This window comes from Clostridium sp. 16K-1-R1, assembly GCF_023921145.1.
Taxonomy (GTDB): Bacteria; Bacillota; Clostridia; order Clostridiales; family Clostridiaceae; genus Sarcina; species Sarcina perfringens.
This window is the reverse complement of the sequence record NZ_CP046515.1, coordinates 1,669,202-1,690,163: the sequence shown is the minus strand read 5'-3', so window position 1 is coordinate 1,690,163 and position 20,962 is coordinate 1,669,202. Positions and strand designations below refer to the sequence as shown.

Annotated in this window: 14 protein-coding genes; 13 read left to right on the top strand and 1 reads right to left on the bottom strand. The window is 29.5% G+C overall.

The genetic code is table 11. The features are described 5' to 3' along the window. The first annotated feature begins 74 nt into the window (after positions 1-74). From GOM42_RS07410 to GOM42_RS07400, 3 genes are all read left to right on the top strand, one after another. The gene (locus tag GOM42_RS07410; protein ID WP_252597632.1) at positions 75-1,625 is read left to right on the top strand and encodes a class I SAM-dependent DNA methyltransferase; all 1,551 of its coding nucleotides are present in this window, start codon (positions 75-77) and stop codon (positions 1,623-1,625) included. After that, entirely contained in the window at positions 1,612-2,799 is a 1,188-nt protein-coding gene (locus GOM42_RS07405; RefSeq protein ID WP_199408003.1) for a restriction endonuclease subunit S, read from the top strand. The genes GOM42_RS07410 and GOM42_RS07405 overlap by 14 nt, the downstream gene beginning before the upstream one ends. 63 nt (positions 2,800-2,862) lie before the next feature. Continuing rightward, a complete protein-coding gene (locus GOM42_RS07400) occupies positions 2,863-6,126 on the top strand; it encodes a type I restriction endonuclease subunit R (RefSeq protein ID WP_110077457.1) in 3,264 nt (1,087 codons plus the stop codon). 288 nt (positions 6,127-6,414) lie between these two features. Here the strand turns inward: GOM42_RS07400 and GOM42_RS07395 are convergent, their stop codons facing one another. Further along, positions 6,415-9,282, bottom strand: a complete 2,868-nt coding sequence (locus GOM42_RS07395; RefSeq protein WP_110077456.1) for an SH3 domain-containing protein — start codon at positions 9,280-9,282, stop codon at positions 6,415-6,417. Between the two features lie 606 nt (positions 9,283-9,888). On the opposite strand from GOM42_RS07395, the gene GOM42_RS07390 reads away from it, so the two are divergent. The 10 genes from GOM42_RS07390 (at position 9,889) to GOM42_RS07345 (ending at position 20,937) form a co-directional block, all read left to right on the top strand. Continuing rightward, positions 9,889-11,340 carry an ABC transporter substrate-binding protein gene (locus GOM42_RS07390; protein ID WP_057257662.1) on the top strand — a complete coding sequence of 484 codons (1,452 nt, stop codon included), beginning with the start codon at positions 9,889-9,891 and terminating at the stop codon, positions 11,338-11,340. A gap of 329 nt (positions 11,341-11,669) precedes the next feature. Further along, on the top strand, positions 11,670-12,836 hold the full coding sequence (locus tag GOM42_RS07385) for an iron-containing alcohol dehydrogenase (RefSeq protein WP_025648747.1): 1,167 nt from the start codon (positions 11,670-11,672) through the stop codon (positions 12,834-12,836). 149 nt (positions 12,837-12,985) lie between these two features. Further along, positions 12,986-13,885, top strand: a complete 900-nt coding sequence (locus GOM42_RS07380) for a sulfide/dihydroorotate dehydrogenase-like FAD/NAD-binding protein (RefSeq protein ID WP_110077455.1) — start codon at positions 12,986-12,988, stop codon at positions 13,883-13,885. Beyond that, positions 13,878-15,272: an NADPH-dependent glutamate synthase gene (gltA, locus tag GOM42_RS07375; protein ID WP_025648749.1), complete on the top strand. Its 1,395-nt coding sequence runs from the start codon at positions 13,878-13,880 to the stop codon at positions 15,270-15,272. The genes GOM42_RS07380 and gltA overlap by 8 nt, the downstream gene beginning before the upstream one ends. A 35-nt stretch (positions 15,273-15,307) precedes the next feature. Then, complete coding sequence (locus GOM42_RS07370; protein WP_025648750.1) at positions 15,308-15,646, top strand: hypothetical protein; 339 nt, start codon at positions 15,308-15,310, stop codon at positions 15,644-15,646. 179 nt (positions 15,647-15,825) lie between these two features. Then, positions 15,826-16,548, top strand: a complete 723-nt coding sequence (locus GOM42_RS07365; protein ID WP_025648751.1) for a Bax inhibitor-1/YccA family protein — start codon at positions 15,826-15,828, stop codon at positions 16,546-16,548. Between the two features lie 389 nt (positions 16,549-16,937). Beyond that, positions 16,938-17,921, top strand: a complete 984-nt coding sequence (locus GOM42_RS07360) for a hypothetical protein (RefSeq protein WP_025648752.1) — start codon at positions 16,938-16,940, stop codon at positions 17,919-17,921. Positions 17,922-17,930: 9 nt separating this feature from the next. Further along, the gene (locus GOM42_RS07355; protein WP_025648753.1) at positions 17,931-19,148 is read left to right on the top strand and encodes a hypothetical protein; all 1,218 of its coding nucleotides are present in this window, start codon (positions 17,931-17,933) and stop codon (positions 19,146-19,148) included. Between the two features lie 220 nt (positions 19,149-19,368). Then, on the top strand, positions 19,369-19,860 hold the full coding sequence (locus tag GOM42_RS07350) for a hypothetical protein (RefSeq protein ID WP_025648754.1): 492 nt from the start codon (positions 19,369-19,371) through the stop codon (positions 19,858-19,860). Between the two features lie 138 nt (positions 19,861-19,998). Beyond that, positions 19,999-20,937 (top strand): flippase-like domain-containing protein, encoded by a 939-nt coding sequence (locus GOM42_RS07345; protein ID WP_025648755.1) that lies wholly within the window; start codon positions 19,999-20,001, stop codon positions 20,935-20,937. Positions 20,938-20,962 lie beyond the last annotated feature (25 nt).

The following is a 20,962-nucleotide window of genomic DNA, read 5'->3' as shown; positions in this document are numbered from 1 at the left end:
ATTTAATGGACACTAATAATTTTATGATACTAAAATTTATAATTATTACTGAAATAGATATTGGAGGAATAATCATGGCAACAGCTAATATAGGATTTGAAGAAACTCTTTGGAAATCAGCGGATAAACTTAGAGGAAGTATGGATTCATCAGAGTATAAGTATGTAGTTTTAGGACTTATATTTGTTAAGTATATTTCTGATAAGTTTGAGAGTAAGTATAGAGAGCTTGTAGAAGAGGGAGAAGGTTTTGAGGAAGATAGAGATGAATATGAATCAGAGAATATCTTCTGGGTTCCTAAGGAAGCAAGATGGGAACATATAAAAAATAATGCAAAGGATGAAAAAATAGGTCAAATTATTGATGATGCTATGATTTTAATAGAACATGAAAACCCTACTTTAAGAGGTGTTTTAGAGAAGAGATATGCAAGACCAGAGATTGATAAGAGAAGACTTGGTGAGCTTATTGATTTAATATCTACTATAAAGCTTCATGAAAATGGAGAAAAGGACCTTTTAGGAAGAGTATATGAGTATTTCTTGGGACAATTTGCCAGTGCAGAGGGCAAAAATGGGGGGGAATTCTATACTCCAACTTGTATTGTTAAAACTTTAGTAGAGATGATAGAGCCTTATAAAGGAAGAATATATGATCCTGCCTGTGGATCAGGTGGAATGTTTATTCAAAGTGAAAAGTTCGTTGAGGAGCATAAGGGAAAAATAGAGAATCTTTCTATATATGGACAGGAACTTAACTCAACAACTTGGAAGTTATGTAAGATGAACATTGCTATAAGAAACCTTGAAGGAAATATAGGACCACACCATGCTGATACTTTCCATAATGATTTACACAAAACATTAAAGGCAGATTTTATACTTGCAAATCCACCATTTAATATAAGTGACTGGGGAGGAGATAAGCTTGTAGATGATGCAAGATGGAAGTTTGGAATACCACCAGAAGGAAATGCCAACTTTGCATGGGTTCAGCATATGGTATATCACTTAGCACCAAATGGAACAGCAGCCATAGTACTTGCCAATGGTTCTCTAAGTTCAAACACATCAAATGAGGGAGAAATAAGAAAGAACTTATTAAACTCACATTTAGTTGATGCCATAGTAGCATTACCAGATAAACTTTTTTACTCAACAGGAATACCAGTATGTGCTTGGATACTTAATAGAAACAAAAAAGATAATCCAAAGTTTAGAAGTAGAGAAAATGAAGTTTTATTCATAGATGCTAGAAATCTTGGAGAAATGATAGACAGAAGACATAGAGAGCTTTCAAAGGAAGATATAAAGAAAATTTCAGAAACTTATCATAAATATAGAAATCTTGGAGAAGATGAAGAAGTTAAAGATGGAAAAGTAAATGAATATGAAGATATAAAAGGATTCTGTAAAATAGCAACACTAGATGAAATAAAAGAACAAGATTTCGTTCTAACTCCAGGAAGATATGTTGGAATAGAAGATGAAGAGGATGATGGAATTCCTTTTGAAGAGAAAATGGAAACTCTAACAAGTGAATTAGGAGAATTATTCAAAAAGTCAAGAAGCCTAGAGGAGGAAATAAGAAAAAATCTAGGAGGACTTGGATATGAGATTAGATAAATTGGAATGGACAAGAAAAATGTTAGGAGAGATTTTGGTTGCTAATTATGGTAAAAGCTTACCTAAAACCAAAAGAATTGCTGGTAATATAAATGTTTATGGATCTGGAGGAATAGTAGGATCTCACAATGAATATTTAGTAAAGGGACCTGGAATAATAATTGGAAGAAAAGGTACAGTAGGAAGTATTAATTATGTTAAAGATAATTATTATCCAATAGATACTGTGTATTATATACAAGAAGGATTAGATTATGATCTGAAATTTTTATTTTATAAGTTAAAAACCATTGGTCTAGATAAAATGAATACACATAGTGCAGTTCCAGGACTAAATAGAGAACATATGTATAGTAAAGAGGTTCTTATGCCTAAAATTAATGAACAAAAAGCTATTGCTAAAATTCTTTCTGATTTAGATGAAAAGATAGAAGTTAATAATAAGATAAATAAAAACTTAGAAGAAATGGCACAGGCTATTTTTAAACAATGGTTTGTAGATTTTGAATTTCCAAATGAAGAAGGAAAACCATATAAATCAAGTGGTGGAGAAATGGTTGAAAGTGAACTTGGAATGATACCTAAAGGATGGAAAATTAGTTCACTAATTGATATTGCAGAATATTTAAATGGATTAGCGATGCAGAAATTTAAACCTAATAAAAATGAAAAGTGTCTAAAGGTATTAAAGATTAAAGAGTTAAGACAAGGATTTACAGATAAAAGTAGTGATTTATGCTCAGAAAACATAAAACAAGAATATATAATTAATAATGGAGATGTTATTTTTTCATGGTCAGGAACTTTATTGGTTGATTTATGGGGAGCAGATAAATGTGGATTAAACCAACATTTATTTAAAGTTACATCCAACAAATATTATAAGTGGTATTATTATTATTGGACTAAATTTCATTTGAATAAGTTTATAAGTATAGCAAAAGATAAAGCAACAACAATGGGACACATTAAAAGGAGCAATTTATCAGAATCACTGGTATTTGTACCAAATGATTCAACATTAAAGTTAATGAATAAAGTAATGAATCCTATAATAACCCAAGTTATAAACAATAAAGTTGAAAATAAAAGATTAGAAAAACTTAGAGATACTCTTCTTCCAAAACTTATGTCTGGAGAGATAAGAGTTCCTTTAGAAAATAATGAAGATTAATTTTTTTTAGAGTTAAGAGGGGATTCTTAACTCTTTATTTTAGATTATGTGGGGTGAGGTTAATTGAGTTTAATTAATTTTGTTGAAAGTGATCTTGAGGAGGCTTGTATTGAGGTTCTTCAAGAGTTGGGGTATGAGTATAAGTATGGGCCAGATATTAGTGTTGATGGGGAGTATCCAGAAAGAGCAAGTTATAGGGATGTTCTTTTAAAGGATAGAATTTTAGATGCTTTATTTAGAATTAATAAAGGTTTTTCAGAGGATTCTATTAAGAATGCATATAGACAAATTACTAGTTTTAGCAGTGCTATGCTTATTGAGAATAATTTAGAGTTTTTTAAGCTTTTAAAGGAAGGTATTGATGTTCCTGTAAAAAAAGGTGGAGAAATATCCTCTGAAAAGGTGTTTTTAATTGATTTTGAGAATCCTAAAAGAAATGAATTCTTAGTTGTTAATCAGTTTACCATAATTGAAAATGAGGATAGAAGACCAGATTTAGTTATCTTTGTTAATGGTATTCCTTTAGTAGTTGTGGAACTTAAATCAGCTAGTGATGAGAATGTTGGAATTGAGGAAGCTTACAATCAAATACAAACTTATAAAAATGATATTGAAAGTTTATTTAAATATAATGCCTTTTGTATTATATCTGATGGTGTTAACTCAAGATGTGGTACTATAACTTCTAACTATGAGAGGTTTATGAAGTGGAGAAGTGTTGATGGAGAGGAAATAGCTCCACTTTATGAACCACAATATGAGGTTATGTTTAAAGGAATGTTACATAAGGAAAGACTTATAGACATCTTAAAAAATTTTATCTTGTATGAAAAGTCTAAAAAAGAGGAATTTGACGAAAATGGAGTTAAAATTGGAGAGCATGAAAGTATTATAAAAATTCTTGCTGCATATCACCAATACTTTGCAGTTAATAAAGCCATAGAAAAAACTTTAATAGCAAGTAGTGAAAAGGGAGATAGAAAGGCCGGGGTTGTTTGGCATACTCAAGGATCAGGAAAGAGCTTTTCTATGCTTTTTTATACAGGAGCTATTACAAGAAAACTAAATAACCCAACTATAGTTGTTTTAACTGACAGAAATGATTTAGATGACCAACTTTTTGGAACTTTTGTTAACTCTAGATGTATTTTAAGAGAAACACCTAAGCATGCAGATGTTAGAAAACTAACAGAGGAACAGAAAAAAGCTAGTGCAAAAAAAGATTCTAAAGAAATTAATGGATTATTTGATTTACTTAATGAAAGAGAATCTGGTGGAATTATATTTACAACTATTCAAAAGTTTAAGCCAGAAGAGGGAGAAATGCCAGTTTTAACAGATAGAAAAAATGTTATTATCATGGCAGACGAAGCACATAGAAGTCAATATGGACTAGATGCTAAAACCAACAATAAAGGGGAAGTTAAGTATGGATATGCTAAATATTTAAGAGATGCACTTCCTAATGCTTCTTTCATAGGCTTTACTGGTACTCCTATAGAATTAGAAGATAAGTCAACCTTAGCTGTTTTTGGAGATTATATAGATATATATGATATGACAAGAGCAGTAGAGGACGAAGCTACTGTTAAGATTTATTATGAAAATAGAATAATAAAGTTAGATTCAAATGATGAAGAACTTTTAAATATTGATGATGAATTTGAAGAGATAACAGAAGGACAAGAGGACTATGACAAAGAAAAGTATAAAAGTAAGTGGTCTAGATTAGAAGCTGTTGTAGGTTCTCCAAATAGGGTTAAAAAGCTTGCAGAGGATATAGTTTCTCATTATGAAGAGAAGGCAAAAACAGTAGATGGTAAAGCTATGATAGTATGTATGAGTAGAGAGATATGTGTAAAACTTTATAATGAAATAATAGCTTTAAGACCAGAGTGGCATAGTGATGAACTTGAAAAGGGAAAAATAAAGGTTGTTATGACTGGATCTGCTTCTGATAAGGAATTTCTACAACCTCATATTGGAGGAAAGAAAAGAAGAGATACTTTAGCTACTAGAATAAAAGATAATAATGATGAATTAAAGCTTGTTATAGTAAGAGATATGTGGCTTACTGGTTTTGATGTTCCTTCTATGCATACTATGTATATAGATAAACCTATGAAAGGTCATAACCTTATGCAAGCTATAGCTAGGGTTAATAGAGTATTTAAGGATAAAGCAGGTGGAGTAGTAGTTGACTATATAGGTATATTAGAAAGTCTAAAAAGGGCTTTAAAACAGTACACAGAAAGTGATAAGAGAAATACTGGTATAGATACATCCCAAGCAGTTTCTATAATGCTAGAAAAGGTTGAAATCTTAAGAGATATTTTTTATGATTTTGATTACTCAAAATACTTAGAAGGTGGAAACAGAGATAGAATGGCTTCTATAACAGAGGGCATGAACTTTATTTTGGGACTTTCAGAAAAAGAACAAAAAGAATTTAAAAACTTTGTTGTGGAACTTGCAAAGGCTCATTCTCTTTGTGCAGCCACAAAGGAAGGAAGAGATTCAGCACTTGAAATAAGCTATTTTAAAGCTGTCAAATCAAGTCTTGTTAAGTTAGATTCATTAAGTAAACCTAAAAAGAAAAGTAAAAAAGAAATGGAAGCTAGGGTAAATCAAATTCTAGAGAAATCAATAATTTCAGAAGAGGTTATTGATGTCTTTGATGCTCTTGGAATGGAAAGACCAGAGGTTTCTATTCTTTCAGAAGAGTTCCTAGAAGAAGTTAGAATGATGAAACAAAAGAACTTAGCTGTAGAAATGCTTAAAAAACTTCTAGAAGGTAATTTAAAGGCTATGGAGAGAACTAACCTAGTTAAGTCTGAAAAATTTTCTGAGAAGCTTAAAAAGTCATTAAACAAATATAGAAATCAAGCCTTAACTAATGCTGAAGTTATAAGTGAGCTTATAAAACTTGCAAAAGAAATATCTAAAATGAAAAGTAGAGAAGAAGAGCTAGGACTTACAAAGGACGAAGTAGCTTTCTATGATGCTTTAACAGATGATGATGCAGTAAAAGACTTTATAGATGAAAAAGTCCTAAAACAAATGGCTCATGAACTAACGGAAACTATAAGAAGAAGTCTTACTATAGACTGGAGCATAAAAAAGAGTGCTCAAGCAGGAATGAGAAAAATAGTAAAAAGACTTTTAAGAAAATACAAATATCCACCAGAGCAAGCTAAAAAAGCTTTAGATACAGTTATTAGACAGGCTGAGCTTATGTGTGGAAATGTTAGTGTAGAAGATTTGCAAAATGATAAGTATGGATATTCTCTAGTAGCAGAAGAAAAAGAAGTAGGATATGATGCTTAAATTTATAAAAAATATAAAATGAAGAGGGTAAAAGAAAAGTATTTTTTATCCTCTTAGGAACATGAAATATAAAGAATTATAATACAAAGCAATAGTTCTATTAAACTATGTCAGAGTGTAATTTTATTTAAAAAAGTTTTTTTGTTTTTAGAGAGAAAAAGGCATATACTTAAAAAAATTTAAGTATGTGCCTTTTTAAAAAGCATATTTTATAGATTTTATTTAGGGTATTAGAAGTAAGAAAAGATCTAAATTACCCTATGATTAATTTTATAAGTTCAAATTTTTTTAAGCTATAAATTCTTTAGCACACCAACCTATGTTTCCATTATATCTAACCTTGTACCAAGAACCACTTTCTTCTAAGATTTCAACCTTATGACCATTACCCATTACAGTTAATCTAGATGAAGTAGAGGAGTCTTTAGATGAGTGTAGCCACAATCCTCCATTAGCTTTTACACGGGCTGATCTTAATGAAGCTTCATTAGTATTTGATTGAACTAGATGAACTGTTTTACTTTCTTCCACAGTATTACTTTGTGATGTTATTGGATTAGTTAGGAATTCACTTGAACACCAACCTATATTTCCATTGTGGTCAACTTTAGACCAAGAACCACTTTCTTCTAAAACTCTTACCTTTGATCCTTTGTTCATTATGCTTATTCTAGAAGAAGCATAGGAATCTTTAGAGGAGTGTAACCATAAACCTCCATTTGCTTTTATGTAAGCTGTTTTTACTTTACTAGTAACTGGCTTACTTACTTCAACAGTTTTGTTTTCATAAACTGTTTTATTTTCCTCTACAGCCTTACTTTGTGAGCTTTGAGAGATAACAGTTGGGTTACTTAAAAATTGGCTTGAGCACCAACCCATAGTTCCATTATAGTTAACCTTGTACCAAGATCCACTTTCATCTAAAATATCAACCTTTTCTCCATTACTCATTATGGTAATTCTAGAAGATGCATAGGAATCCTTAGTAGAGTGTAGCCATAAACCACCATTTGCCTTTACAGAGGCTCTTTTAATATTTGTTAAAGTAGGTTTACTTGTTTCAGCTTCCTTTTTAGGTTTATTTTCTTCCATAGTTTTAATAGGTGCAGTAGGTTTACTTTCTTCTACAGCCTTGCTAGGAGAGGTATTTTTAACTTCCTCTATTTTATTAGATTCAGATTGTTTTTCATAAGTAGTAGGTTCACTTAAGTACTTACTTGCACAGAAGCCAGTTTTACCACTATAGTTAACCTTAAACCAATCTCCACTTTCCTCTAAGATTGTAACCTTTTCACCATTATCCATAATTGCTAATCTAGAAGAGATATATGAATCCTTAGAAGAGTGTAACCATAGTCCACCATTAGCTTTTATAGAAGCAGTTTTAACAATTGTCAAAGCAGGTTTGCTTGTTTCAGATTCTTTCTTAGGTTTATTTTCTTCCATAGTTTTATTAGGTTCTGTAGCTTTATTTTCTTCTACTTTTTTATTAGTTGAGCTTTCAGAAGAAACTGGGTTAGTTACATATTTACTTGAACACCAACCTGTATTTCCATTATAGTTAACCTTAAACCAAGAGTTATCTTCCTCTAAAACATTAACCTTAGCTCCATTACTCATTAGATTTACTCTAGAAGAGTATGAAGTATCCTTGCTAGAATGTAGCCATAAACCACCATTCGCCTTTATAAAGGCAGTTTTTGTAACTGTTTCAGAAGGCTTACTTGATTCTTCTTTTTTAGTTTCTTCAACTGGCTTACTAGATTCAGAAGGCTTAGCTTGTTCAGTTTTATTTGATTCAACTTTATTAGTAGCTTTATCCTTAGATTCATCTACCTTTTTATCTTCAGTAGATTTATCTCCCTTGTTCACCTTTTCATCCTTATCTTTAAGAGAACTTTCTACTTTTTTATTATCTTCTTTAGAATCAGATTTTTTATCTGAAGTATTAGTTTTAACTACGCCAAGAGGAGTAACAGAATCAGATGACTTAGATGGAGCTTCCTTTTCTTCTAAGAAGTCAGTATATCTATGACTTATGTAAGCTTTTTGGCCATTATAAAGAACTTCATACCATCCATTTGAGGCTCTACCAGTTACAGTTAATTTATCTCCTCCATTAGCTAGTCCTACAGGCTTAATTCCTTCAGTAGTAGGGAAGGGTTTTTCATTAATATAAACATCTTGCCTAGCTGTTACAGTACCCTTTAAGGCTTCAACTGTATATTTATGATCCTTTGAGCTAACAGGTTTTGATGTTACAATATTTGTTTTTACAATGTCAGAATTACTTTTTGAAGAATTTCCTTTATATTTATAGTATCTTGTAGCTCTATACTGTCTATTCCATCCATTTTCTTTAGTAGGAGCTTGTCCATTTAAATTACGATGAGCATAGGCATCTCCATAGGTATAGGCTTCATTTCCCATTACATAGGCAATACCATTTGCTTTATCCTTCCATCCCATAAAACACATTGTGTGATATTCACCTGCAAAGATAATATCTCCCTTTTGGATGTTTGAAAAATCTCTATGCATTTCCCAGTTATTATTTTCTAGCCAATTCCAAAGGTTAGAAGTGTATCCAATATGACTTGGAACAGGTACTCCTATTGCTCTTAAACAAGCACCTTGGAAGAAAACACAAGTGTTGCTAGGGTCTCCATTATGAAGACGAATAGCTTCATTCATTGCATTAGATTGATTACTTCTAACACTTTCATATTCATATAATCTTCTATTAACATCTGAAGCAAAGTCACTTGAGTTATTAGATAAATTTTCAGAAGAATTCTTTGAATCTTTTTCAACAGGTAATTTTACTTCTTTTATAACAGGTTTTTGATTTTTTACCTCTTCTTTAATTTCATCAGAACTTTTCTTTGTGTCTTTATCCTCTTTAACTTTAGGTTCAGTTTTTACCTGAGCTTTATTTTCTTCCTTTGAGTTACCTTTATCTTGCTTTTTTTCTTCAACGTTAGGCTCGGTTTTTTTATCAGATTTTAAATTATCTTTATCCTTTGATTGTTTTTCATCTTTTATAGGGGGATTAGTTTCTTTTTTACTTTTTACCACAGCAACATTAGAATTAGACAAGTCAATATTAATCTTATCATTTGGTTGTTGTTGCTGCTGAACTATTGCTACAGCCATAAAATCATCTCCTATTTTCTTAAGTTTAAAATAGTGTATATAATACTTAAATTTTCCATGTAATTATACCATAATTAGAAATGTTAATAAATAATGGAATAATTGTAAAAGTAATTTTAATTTAAATTTATGAGTAGGATTTTATTTATGGTTTTTATGCTTTATTTTAAATGAAATACTCGTAAATGATAATTAAAATAAAAAGAAAAGCAATAAAATTCTTAAGATAATACGTAAAATTAGAAAAATAATAAGTGGATTTAAGAAATATTAGAAATAAGAAAGAAAAAAATTTATTTAAAATAGAGGAGCATGTATCAAAATAATTTTTAATACATGCCCCTACGTGCAATATTTAAGGGTATAAGGAGTTAAAACTATTATATAAATAATAATATTAATTTAATTTTTAGAGGTTACGTAATTATTTCTTAAATGAAAAGAAATGGTTACAAAAATAAAAAGTAAGTTAGTCATTTTATAAATTTTTGATTAAATTTCTTTGTAAACGTTTTGTTAAATGTTGAAAAAAGAAGAATGGGGAAGTAATTTATACAATATATATATAATGAGGACTTATTAGTTACTTTAAGGGGGAAAATAAAAATGCTTAAAAACAAAAAACTAATGGCTTTAATATTAGGAGGAATAATTGGAACATCTTCTATCTTAGCTGGATGTGGTTCAGGGGGAAATGCTTCGTCTAGTGGTGGTGAAGGAGAAGAACCAGTAAATTTAGTTTGGTATGTAATAGGTAAACCACAAACTGATGGAGAAGTAGTTGAGGAAGAAGTAAATAAATATATAAAGGATAAAATAAATGCTACTGTAGACATAAAACATATTGACTTTGGTGATTATAGTCAAAAAATGAACGTAATAGCTAATTCAGGGGAAGAATACGATTTAGCATTTACATGTTCATGGGCATTCCCATACTTAGACAATGCAAGAAAGGGAGCTTTCTTAGAGTTAAATGATCTTATAGATAGTCATGGAAAAGACTTAAAGAATGTTATTGATGAAAGACTATGGAAGGGTGCAGAGGTTGATGGAAATGTATATGCAGTTCCAAACCAAAAGGAAATAGCAGGAGCACCTATGTGGGTATTTGATAAGGAACTTGTTGAAAAATATGATATTCCATATGAAGATATTCATACAGTTGATGATTTAGAACCATGGCTTGCAGTTATAAAGGAGAAGGAACCAGATTTTGTGCCATTCTATACTCAAGGAGATGGAATTCCACTAGAAGGATTAGAGGATATAACATCAGGACTAGGTATTTTCTATGATGATGAAAGCTTAACAGTTAAAAATATGTATGAAACAGAGGAGCTAAAACATCTTTTCACTAAATTAAGAGAATTCTATGAAAAAGGATATATAAATCAAGATGCAGCAGTTAGTAATATGAAAAATGAAGTTAAGAGATTTGTATGGAAGGCTGATGGACAACCATATGCAGAAAATGGATGGGGGCAAGCTTTAGGTAGAGAGGTTGTAACTTCATCAATAGTTTCTCCATATGTTACAAATGCTTCAACTACAGGAGCTATGACTGCTATATCATCAACTTCTAAGCACCCAGAAAAGGCTATGGAGCTTATAAACTTAGTAAATACTGATTCTACATTAAGAAACCTATTAATGTTTGGAATAGAGGGAACTCACTATGAAAAGGTTAGTGATAACCAAATAAAGAGAGATCCAAATGGTCCATACAGTGTTACAAGTTGGGCTTATGGAAACTTATTTGACACTTATGTTTTAGATAGTGATCCAGTAGACAAGTGGGATGCTTTTGAAGAATTTAACCAAAAGGCTAAAACTTCAACTATATTAGGATTCAAATTTGATACAGAAAAAGTTGTAACTCAAATGTCAGCTGTAAGTAATACATTTAAAGAGTTTATAAAACCTTTATACACTGGTTCTGTAGAGACTGAAGAGACTTTAGAAAAGTTAAATAAGAAGTTATATGATTCAGGATTAGAAGATATAAAAGTTGAGTTACAAAGACAATTAGATGAATGGAAAAAAGAAAATAAATAGAATTTAGGAATAAAATTAAATAATAATAAATAAAATGTAAAGGGATTGTAGTCAAATATAATAATAAAACTTACAAACATATTCCGAGAATTACTAGATTTCGCTAAGAATTTATAATCATTACTACGAAGATATTACTAAAGCTTCGAAACTTGCTTCGCTTCGAACAGTCTCAGCTTTTTAACGTAATATCTTCTCCGTAATAATTTAAATTCTAAAGCTCATCTAGATATTCTCTTCATAATGTTTGTAAGTTTTATAAAAGATTATTTGATACATACCCTTTGTTTTTTTGTTAAGAATATATTATTTTGGGAGGAATTATTAGTATGGCAAGATTTACTTTACCAAGGGACATATATCATGGAAAAGATTCTTTAGAGGTGTTAAAGAGCTTAGAAGGTAAAAAGGCTTTTATAGTTATTGGTGGCGGATCAATGAAAAGATTTGGCTTTTTAGATAAGGTTTTAAGTTATTTAAAGGAAGCTAATATGGAAACAAAGGTTTTTGAAGGAGTAGAACCAGATCCATCAGTAGAAACTGTTATGAAGGGTGCAAAGGAAATGGAAGAATTTAATCCAGACTGGATAGTTTCCATAGGAGGAGGTTCACCTATTGATGCAGCAAAGGCTATGTGGATTTTCTACGAGTATCCTGATTTTACTTTTGAAAAGGCTATTATTCCTTTTGGATTACCTAAGCTTAGAAGAAAAGCAAAGTTTGTAGCTATTCCATCAACTTCTGGAACTGCTACAGAGGTAACAGCTTTTTCAGTAATAACTGATTATAAGGCTAAGATAAAATATCCTTTAGCAGACTTTGAAATAACTCCAGATATAGCCATTGTTGATCCTAGCTTAGCAGAAACTATGCCAGAGAAGTTAGTAGCGCATACAGGAATGGATGCCTTAACTCATGCTATTGAGGCTTATACTGCAAGTTTAAGATCAAACTTTACAGATCCTTTAGCTTTAAAGGCAATTGAAATGGTTAAGATGCACTTAGTAAATTCATATAAGGGAGATATGGAAGCTAGGGGAGAAATGCATGAGGCTCAATGTTTAGCAGGAATGGCCTTCTCTAATGCTCTTTTAGGAATAGTACATTCTATGGCTCATAAGGTAGGTGCCGTATTCCATATACCACATGGATGTGCTAATGCTATCTTCTTGCCATATGTAATTAAATATAATAGAAAAGCTTGTGAAGATAGATATGCTCAAATTGCAAGACATATTGGATTAAAGGGAGAAAGTGAAAGAGAGTTAACAGATGCCCTAATAGATTTAATAAATAAGTTTAATAAGGAATTAAATATACCTTCATCAATGAAAGAGTATGGAATAGATGAGAATGAATTTAAAGCTAACCTTAAATTTATAGCTCATAATGCTGTTTTAGATCCATGCACAGGATCAAATCCAAGGGAGATTGATGATGAGACTATGGAAAAATTATATACTTGTGCATATTACGGCAGTGATGTGGATTTTTAAAGAATAAATTTTTTCTAGTTAAAATAAGGTAAAGATAAGAGGATTGTGTTAAAACTCAAAGATAAAAGTTATAAATTTTATGAGTTCTTTGATACAATCCTATTTTTTAGGTGGGAGAATAAAATATTTTTTGGGAGAGGTTTAGTTAGATGTTTAAAATTTTAGAAAAAAGATATTTAAATGACTCTGTTTATTTAATGAAGATAGAAGCACCTAGAGTAGCTAATAAGGCTAAGCCAGGGCAATTTATAATACTTAGAGCAGATGAAGAAGGAGAAAGAATTCCTTTAACCATAGCTGATTATAATAAGGAAGATAAAAGTGTAACCATTGTTGTTCAAGGCCTTGGGGCTAGCACCTTAGAACTTGGAAAATACAATGAAGGTGACTATATACATGATTTTCTTGGCCCTTTAGGAAGAGAAAGTGACTTTATATATGAAGATTTAGAAGAGTTAAAAAAAGAAAGAATATTATTTGTAGCTGGTGGAGTTGGAGCTGCACCTGTATATCCTCAAGTAAAGTGGCTATATAACCATGGAATTTTAGCAGATGTTATAGTTGGAGCTAGAAATAAGGAATTATTAATATTTGAAAAGGAACTTAGGGAGGTTTCTAAAAATCTATATATAGCTACTGATGATGGAAGTTATGGATTTAAGGGGAGAGTAACTGAACTTTTAGAAGATTTAGTTAAGAATAAGGGCATAAATTATAATAGAGCAATTGTAATTGGACCCATGATAATGATGAAGTTTATGTGTGAACTTACAAAGAAATTAAATATTCCTACCACTGTAAGTTTAAATCCCATAATGGTTGATGGAACTGGAATGTGTGGTGCTTGTAGGGTTACAGTAGGAGGAGAAGTTAAGTTCGCTTGTGTTGATGGGCCAGAATTTAATGGTCATTTAGTAGATTTTGATGAATCTATTAGAAGACAAGCTATCTACAAAACAGAAGAGGGAAGAGCTTTCTTAAAACTTAAAGAGGGAAATACCCATAGTCATGGTGGATGTGGATGTAGAGGTGATTTGAAAAATGAGTAATTTAAAAAAGAAAAGAGTTAAATCTAGGGAGCAAGATCCAATAGAAAGAGGTAAAAACTTTAAGGAGGTTTCCCTAGGATATAAAGAAGAAGAGGCTATTGAAGAGGCAAATAGATGTTTAGGATGTAAAAACCCTAAGTGTGTAGAAGGCTGTCCTGTTTCTGTAAATATACCAAGTTTTATATCTTTCATAAAAAAAGGAGATTTTTCAGCTTCTTTTGAAGAATTATCAAAATATAATGCTTTACCTGCTGTATGTGGAAGAGTTTGCCCACAAGAATCTCAATGTGAAGGGAAGTGTGTTTTAGGAATAAAGGGAGAACCATTAGCCATTGGTCAATTAGAAAGATTCATAGCAGACTTTGCAAGAAATAATAAATTAAGCTCTTTAAAAAAGAGTGAAAAGATTTTAGAGAAGGTAGCTGTTATTGGAAGTGGCCCTGCTGGATTAACCTGTGCAGGAGAACTAGCTAAACTAGGATATAGAGTAACTATTTTTGAAGCCTTACATGAGTCTGGAGGGGTTTTAGTTTATGGAATTCCAGAGTTTAGATTACCAAAGAAGGATGTAGTTAAATATGAAATAGAGGAAATAAAAAAACTAGGAGTTAAAATAGAAAACAATGTTGTTGTAGGAAAAACTGTGGACATTGATGAATTAATAGAAAATGAAGGATTTAAGGCTGTCTTTATAGGTTCTGGAGCAGGTCTTCCAAAATTCATGGGAATTAAAGGGGAAAATGCCAATGGAGTTTTTTCAGCTAATGAAGTTTTAACTAGGGTAAATCTTATGAAGGCTTTTAAAAATGAAAGCCACACTCCTTTAAATTTAGGAAAAAAGGTTGCTGTAGTTGGTGGAGGAAATGTTGCCATGGATGCAGCTAGAACTTCCTTAAGATTAGGAGCAGAAACTCACATAATTTATAGAAGAAGTGAAAAGGAGCTGCCAGCTAGATTAGAAGAAATTCATCATGCTAAGGAAGAAGGAGTTATTTTAGATGTTTTAACTAATCCTACTGAAATTTTAACTGATGAAAAGGGTTGGGTAAAGGGTATAAAGTGCATAAGGATGAAACTTGGAGAGGAAGATTCTTCAGGAAGAAGAAGACCAATTGAAATTGAAAATTCAGAGTTTATTATGGAAGTAGATAGTGTAATAATGTCCTTAGGAACTTCTCCTAATCCACTAATATCTAATGCCACAAAGGGATTAAAGGCAAATAAGAGAGGATGTCTCCTTGTAGATGAAGAAAGCTTAAAAACCTCCTTAAAGGGAATTTATGCAGGAGGGGATGCTGTTACAGGAGCAGCTACAGTTATTCTTGCCATGGGAGCAGGAAAAAAAGCTGCAAAGTCCATTGATTCTTATTTAAGAAAAAAAGAGTAGAGAATATCTAAGCAATTCTTAAGGAAGAGTTTCATATGAAATTTAAAAAAAATAAATTAACTTTATTAATTTTTAGCCTTATAGTAATTTCAACAGCCATAATTGCCTATACATTAATACCTATGAATTTATTTAGTTTTATTTTATTTTTAATTTATGTATTTTTAGAAATATTTTTATTTAGACTTTGGATATTAAGCACCTATGGTTTTATTTGTATTAATTGTGGGAATACTTTTAACATAGGAATGTTAAAAAGAATTTTATTTTTTAAGGAAAATAAAGAATGTCCAAAATGTAAAAGTAGAAATATAGTAAAGGAGCATCTTTGGAGTCATTGTTTACACAGTTGGAATGATTTAGATGAGGATTAATATTAAATAAAGAAAGGTGATTATAATAATCTTAAAGAATTAGATACTATAAAAATTAAATTTAATCATTAAATTAATATTAATTTGCATTTTAGCCATAAATGAAACAGATTTGACATACTTTGACTTTATAATTTAAACTATAATAAATTACTTACATTTGTATAGGAGGTAGAAACATGAGAAGAGAATCAAATCCTGCATTAGCAGCCGGGTTTGAAAAGGCTGTTAGTGATGGAACAACCATGACAGTTGGAGGAACTATAGTAAAAATATTAATAATGACAGCTATTTTAGGTGTCGCTTTTGTTTATAGTTGGATAGCTTTTCAAAATCCAGATGTGAATTATAAAAGTGCTTTAGTGGTTTCACTAGGAGGATCATTAATTTTAGGACTATTAACATCATTCATACCAAAGATTGCACAGTTTACAGCAGTTTTCTATGCAGCTTTTGAAGGTGTTCTTTTAGGTTCTATATCAAGATGCTTTGAAAGTATGTTTCCTGGAATAGTATTTCCAGCTATGCTTTTAACAATCATATGCTTAGTTGCTACAGTACTTATATATAGAAGAACTCCAGATATAGCTGGAAGAATTAGCAGAGGAGTTTTCATAGCCATAATATCAATTGGAGCTATTTACTTATTAGGAATAGTACTTAGTTTCTTTGGAATAACTTTACCTATATATGGTTCAGGAATAATTGGTATAGGATTTAGCCTATTTGTTGTTGCAATTGCTACAGCAAGCTTAATAATGGACTATGATTTCATACTAAAAGCTTCACAATATGGATATCCAAAGTACATGGAATGGTATGGAGCTTTTGGATTAATGGTAACTTTAATATGGTTATACACTGAAATACTAAATCTTTTAGCTAAATTTTCAGATAACTAAGGTATAAAAACTAATAAATATAAATAAGAGGTTTAAATCAAATTTAATAGTAAAACTTACAAACAGTATGAAAAGAATATAGTAATTCTCGGAATATGTTGTAAGTTTTATTAAAAGTTGTTTTCATAAGCCTCTTATTTTTTTGCCCTATTTTAGATTAAGCACTAAAATAGGGCTATTTCTTTAATTAAATTTTATAAAGTTAGGAATACATAAATAAAAAGTAAATTATTTAAAATAGGCACATTTAAGTATTTACATATATGGTAAATAAAGTATAATTATTATAAAGAGAGCTTGAATTTTATGACTTTTAATGAAGAGATTTAGTAATAAATGAAGATTTATAGTATATAAACTCATATTAGGTAGTGGGGTAGGAGGAAGTTATGGAGAATAGGAATGAAGATAACTTAATAGATGAATTTAATGAATTAGTTTCAGAAATAAGTAAATCAGTCTTTGATAAATCTATTTATAGGGATTTAAAACTTACGGAAGAAAATTTAATAAAGACCCTTACAAGTACTTCAGAAAAAACTGCTACAATAAATAGAAATAACTTAATAAGTTTACAAAATAATTTAAAGGTAATATTAGATGAAGCTATAGCAGACTTTAATTTAGGGGTTCAGCAAGGGGAAGAAGCCTTTGAGAAAAAAGCTAATGAGTTTTTAAATAATATAGAAGATGTATCTACTAAGTCAAAAGAAAACATTTACCATTTGAAAGATAAGGCAAGGGAAACCTATGATGAAATAGAAAGGTTAAAGGAGCAAGTAGAGGGAATAAATAAAAATATAGGGGAACTATCAGAAGAAGAAGGAATTGAAAATATAGCTACTTTACAAAGAATAGGCAGGGAATTAAGTGAAAAGATAAGGACAAGCAATCGCATAGCTAAGGAGCATATAGAAAAAATTGAAGAGATGGATAAAATGCTAAAAGGTGAATGCTTAAGAGTTATGAACTGTGTCAATAAACTAGAAAATAGGTTAAAGGTTGATAAGAGTGAAATTAGAGATAATTTTTTAGGCTTTAAGGAATATATGGGGGAAGGCCTTGAAGAGATAAATTATAATGTTAAGTTAGAGTTTAATGAAATAAAGGACCTTTTAGAAGAGGGAAATACAAATATGAATAACTCTATGGAATTATTAAATAGTGCCATAGATAAGTATAATGTTGATGTAATAGATGCCACAAGAAGGCTTGGGGAGAGAGTTAATAATTTAGATAGAAAAATATCTAATATGAATAAGGGACCTGAGGAACCATTTTTCCATGAAGAGTTAAAAAGTGAATTAGATAAAAAATATTACTTTTTAGTAATTAGCATAGTAATTGTAGGCATTTTAGCAGTTTTATTTTAGGAGAAAACAATGTTAGTTAAAGAATATGAAGTAAAAGTTTCTAAAGATAAAGAGGAAAATAAGGAACTTTATAATTCACAGAGTTTAAATGAGAAGTTTTTAAAGCTATATAATCATATAAAAGAATATGAAAAGGAAAATAAACTATTAATAATGATTTTAAAGTTAAGAGAATATATAAAGGAGTTAAAAATAGAATTAGAATCCTTAGAAAAATGTGCAAGTAGCAATGGGGAGAATAATAAAATAAAATCTTTTTTAAGGAAATCAAAAAGAGAATTTAAGGAGATAGATATAAAACTTAACTCTATAAATAAAGATAATTTTAAATCTTTAGAAGAGGAATTAATAGATGAAGTTCTATTAAATTTAAAGTATAAATTATTAGAATCTATTAAAGAGTATAATGAAGAGTTAAACAGGGATTATTTATATCACAATGAGTTAAGAGTTGATTTTGGAATTCAATGTAAGGATTTAAAAGAAAAGTTCTTAGAAGAATTAAAAACTTATCTAGAAAGTTCTTCTAAAAGAATTAAAGAAAATATTAATTTAAAAAGCAAAGTAGTATTAAAGGAAATAAAATTATCTTCAAAGGAAGATATTAATTTAGACCTAGTAGATATAATAAAAAATGATATTTTAGAATTAAATTCTTTAAATGAGGAAATATTTAATATTTATAAAAAATATGAAAAAGCAATCCATGAGAGTTTTTTTGAAAGTTTAAATAAATTAGGAATAAAGAAATCAGATAACCTTGTTTCATATAAATGTGAAAAGGTTGATTATACTTCCTTAAATAAGAGATTTTTTAAGCTTATAGAATCTTTCAACAAGGGATTTTTAAAAAATAAAATTTTAATTGATATAGAGAATTTCATAGGACATGAAAATATAGAAAATAAAATGGAAATAGAACTTTTATACGCCTTAGATTTATTTAAGGAAGAGTATATTAAAAGCATAGAGGTATTAATTTTAAACTTGAAAGAAAGATTAGAGGAAAATATCTATTCTAATTTTGAAGGTGATTATGGAAAGTTATTTTCAGTAGAAGATCAAAGTGAAATCTTAAATAATATGTATTTAAATTTAAAAAATGTAGAATCAAATAATTTTAATAAAATAACCTTAGTTGATTATTTAAACAATAGCAAAAAAGAGGTATCAAAATATAGCAATAAAACTCACAAACATATTTCTAGAATTAATAGACTTTCCTAAGAATTTATAATCATTACTTAAAAGATATTACTAAAGCTTCAAAAGTTAAGTTAAAGTCAAAAGTTTTAATTTGGATTTTTAAACTTATACAATGGAGTTTTGTGAGATTATATTCTTAAGAAAAGAAAATACACCCATTTATGCATGTTAACTTTAAAATTGTAAAAAAATGTTGTATTATATAAGTAGATGTGAACATAAATAGATAGGGGGTAATTTTGTGGGGAAAAAGGTAATATTCCCTATAGTGATTATAATGATTATTCTTGGAGTTCTTGTTTCTATTTTTATTAAAGAAGATAATTCCTTTAAGATGAAGGAAAGTGAAGTAGTGGCAATGAAATACTATATGAATAAAGAAAGAAATGAAAATTACCATAATGTACCTAAGGATTTAGAGAAGAAGAGTATTGAAGAGGTAGTAAGTGTTTTAAATGAAAGTGATGTTACGGAAAAAAAGAACTTTGCACCAATAACTGATAGTGATAGGAAATTATATATATTTTTAAAAAACAATGATGTAATTGTTATAAATAATAATAGTATAGATGAGGAAAAATACATAGTTGAATATCCTAATGACTCAATTTTAGGTAGCAGTAATAAATCAAAATATATGGTAATAAACTCAGAAAGGTTAAAAAATGTCTTTTTAAATATAGAAAATTCTTTTAGTTATGTAAACGATTATAAGCAGAGAATGAGAGTATAGAGAGTTTTCATATTACAATTTTATATTAATAAAAGCGATTTAAAAATTTTTTTAAATCGCTTTTAATTTTGAATTTTATTTAAATTAATGTAAAATAATATTAATGATGTGTTAATAAATGCAAAGGAGAGAAATGAATTGAAAATTAAAGTAAATAATAAAGTTAAGCTTTTTTTAAAGATAACTTTTATAGCAGTAGTATTAGTTTTAGTGGCCTTTGGATTTAAAAATATGTTTAAAGAATTTAATATGACCTATTTTAATATGTATAGAGATAAATTGCATTTTTTTAAGCTAACTCTAATTGCCATAGCTGGTATTATTGCATATATGCCTTTATCTATTTATGATTTTATTTTGAAAAAGAATGTTGGAATAGATATTAAGAATATAAAATTATATAAATATTCTTGGATAGCAAGTTCCATTGCAAGTTTACTTGGATTTGGAGGGGCTACATCCTTAGCTTTTAAGCAATATTTTTATGGAAGTCATGTTAAGGATAAAAAGAAGCTATTAAGAGAAATTGGAAAGATCATATTTTTAAACTTAACTGGATTGTCTGTATTATGTATAATTTATATTCTCTTAGAATTTAAAGATATACAAAATTTAGGGCTTATAAAATATGTGGTATATGGAGTTTCTGCCTATGCTCCTTTGGTTATTATAAATTCACTATATAATTATAAGAAGAAAAAGGACGAAGAGGGATTCACCTTAAAGGTTGTAGGCATATCCTTTATGGAATGGACCTTAAATATGCTACTTATATATTTAATATTAGCTATTACAGGGGCTCACATAAAGCTTACAGAATATTTTTATGTTTATGTAAGAGCTACAGCAGTTGGAATAGTTAGCATGGTTCCTGGAGGTCTTGGTACCTTTGACTTAACCTTTATAGATGGCTTTAAAGCCTTAGGAGTACCTATAGAGCAAACCTTTTTAGTAATAATACTTTATAGGATAAGTTATTTCATATTGCCAGCAGCAATAGGGGTAATTCTATATATTCATGAGTTTGGAATGAATTTCAAAGCCTTAATAAAAAGTAGAAAAAATAATGAGGATTAAGTTTAAATACAAAAATAGGTTATAT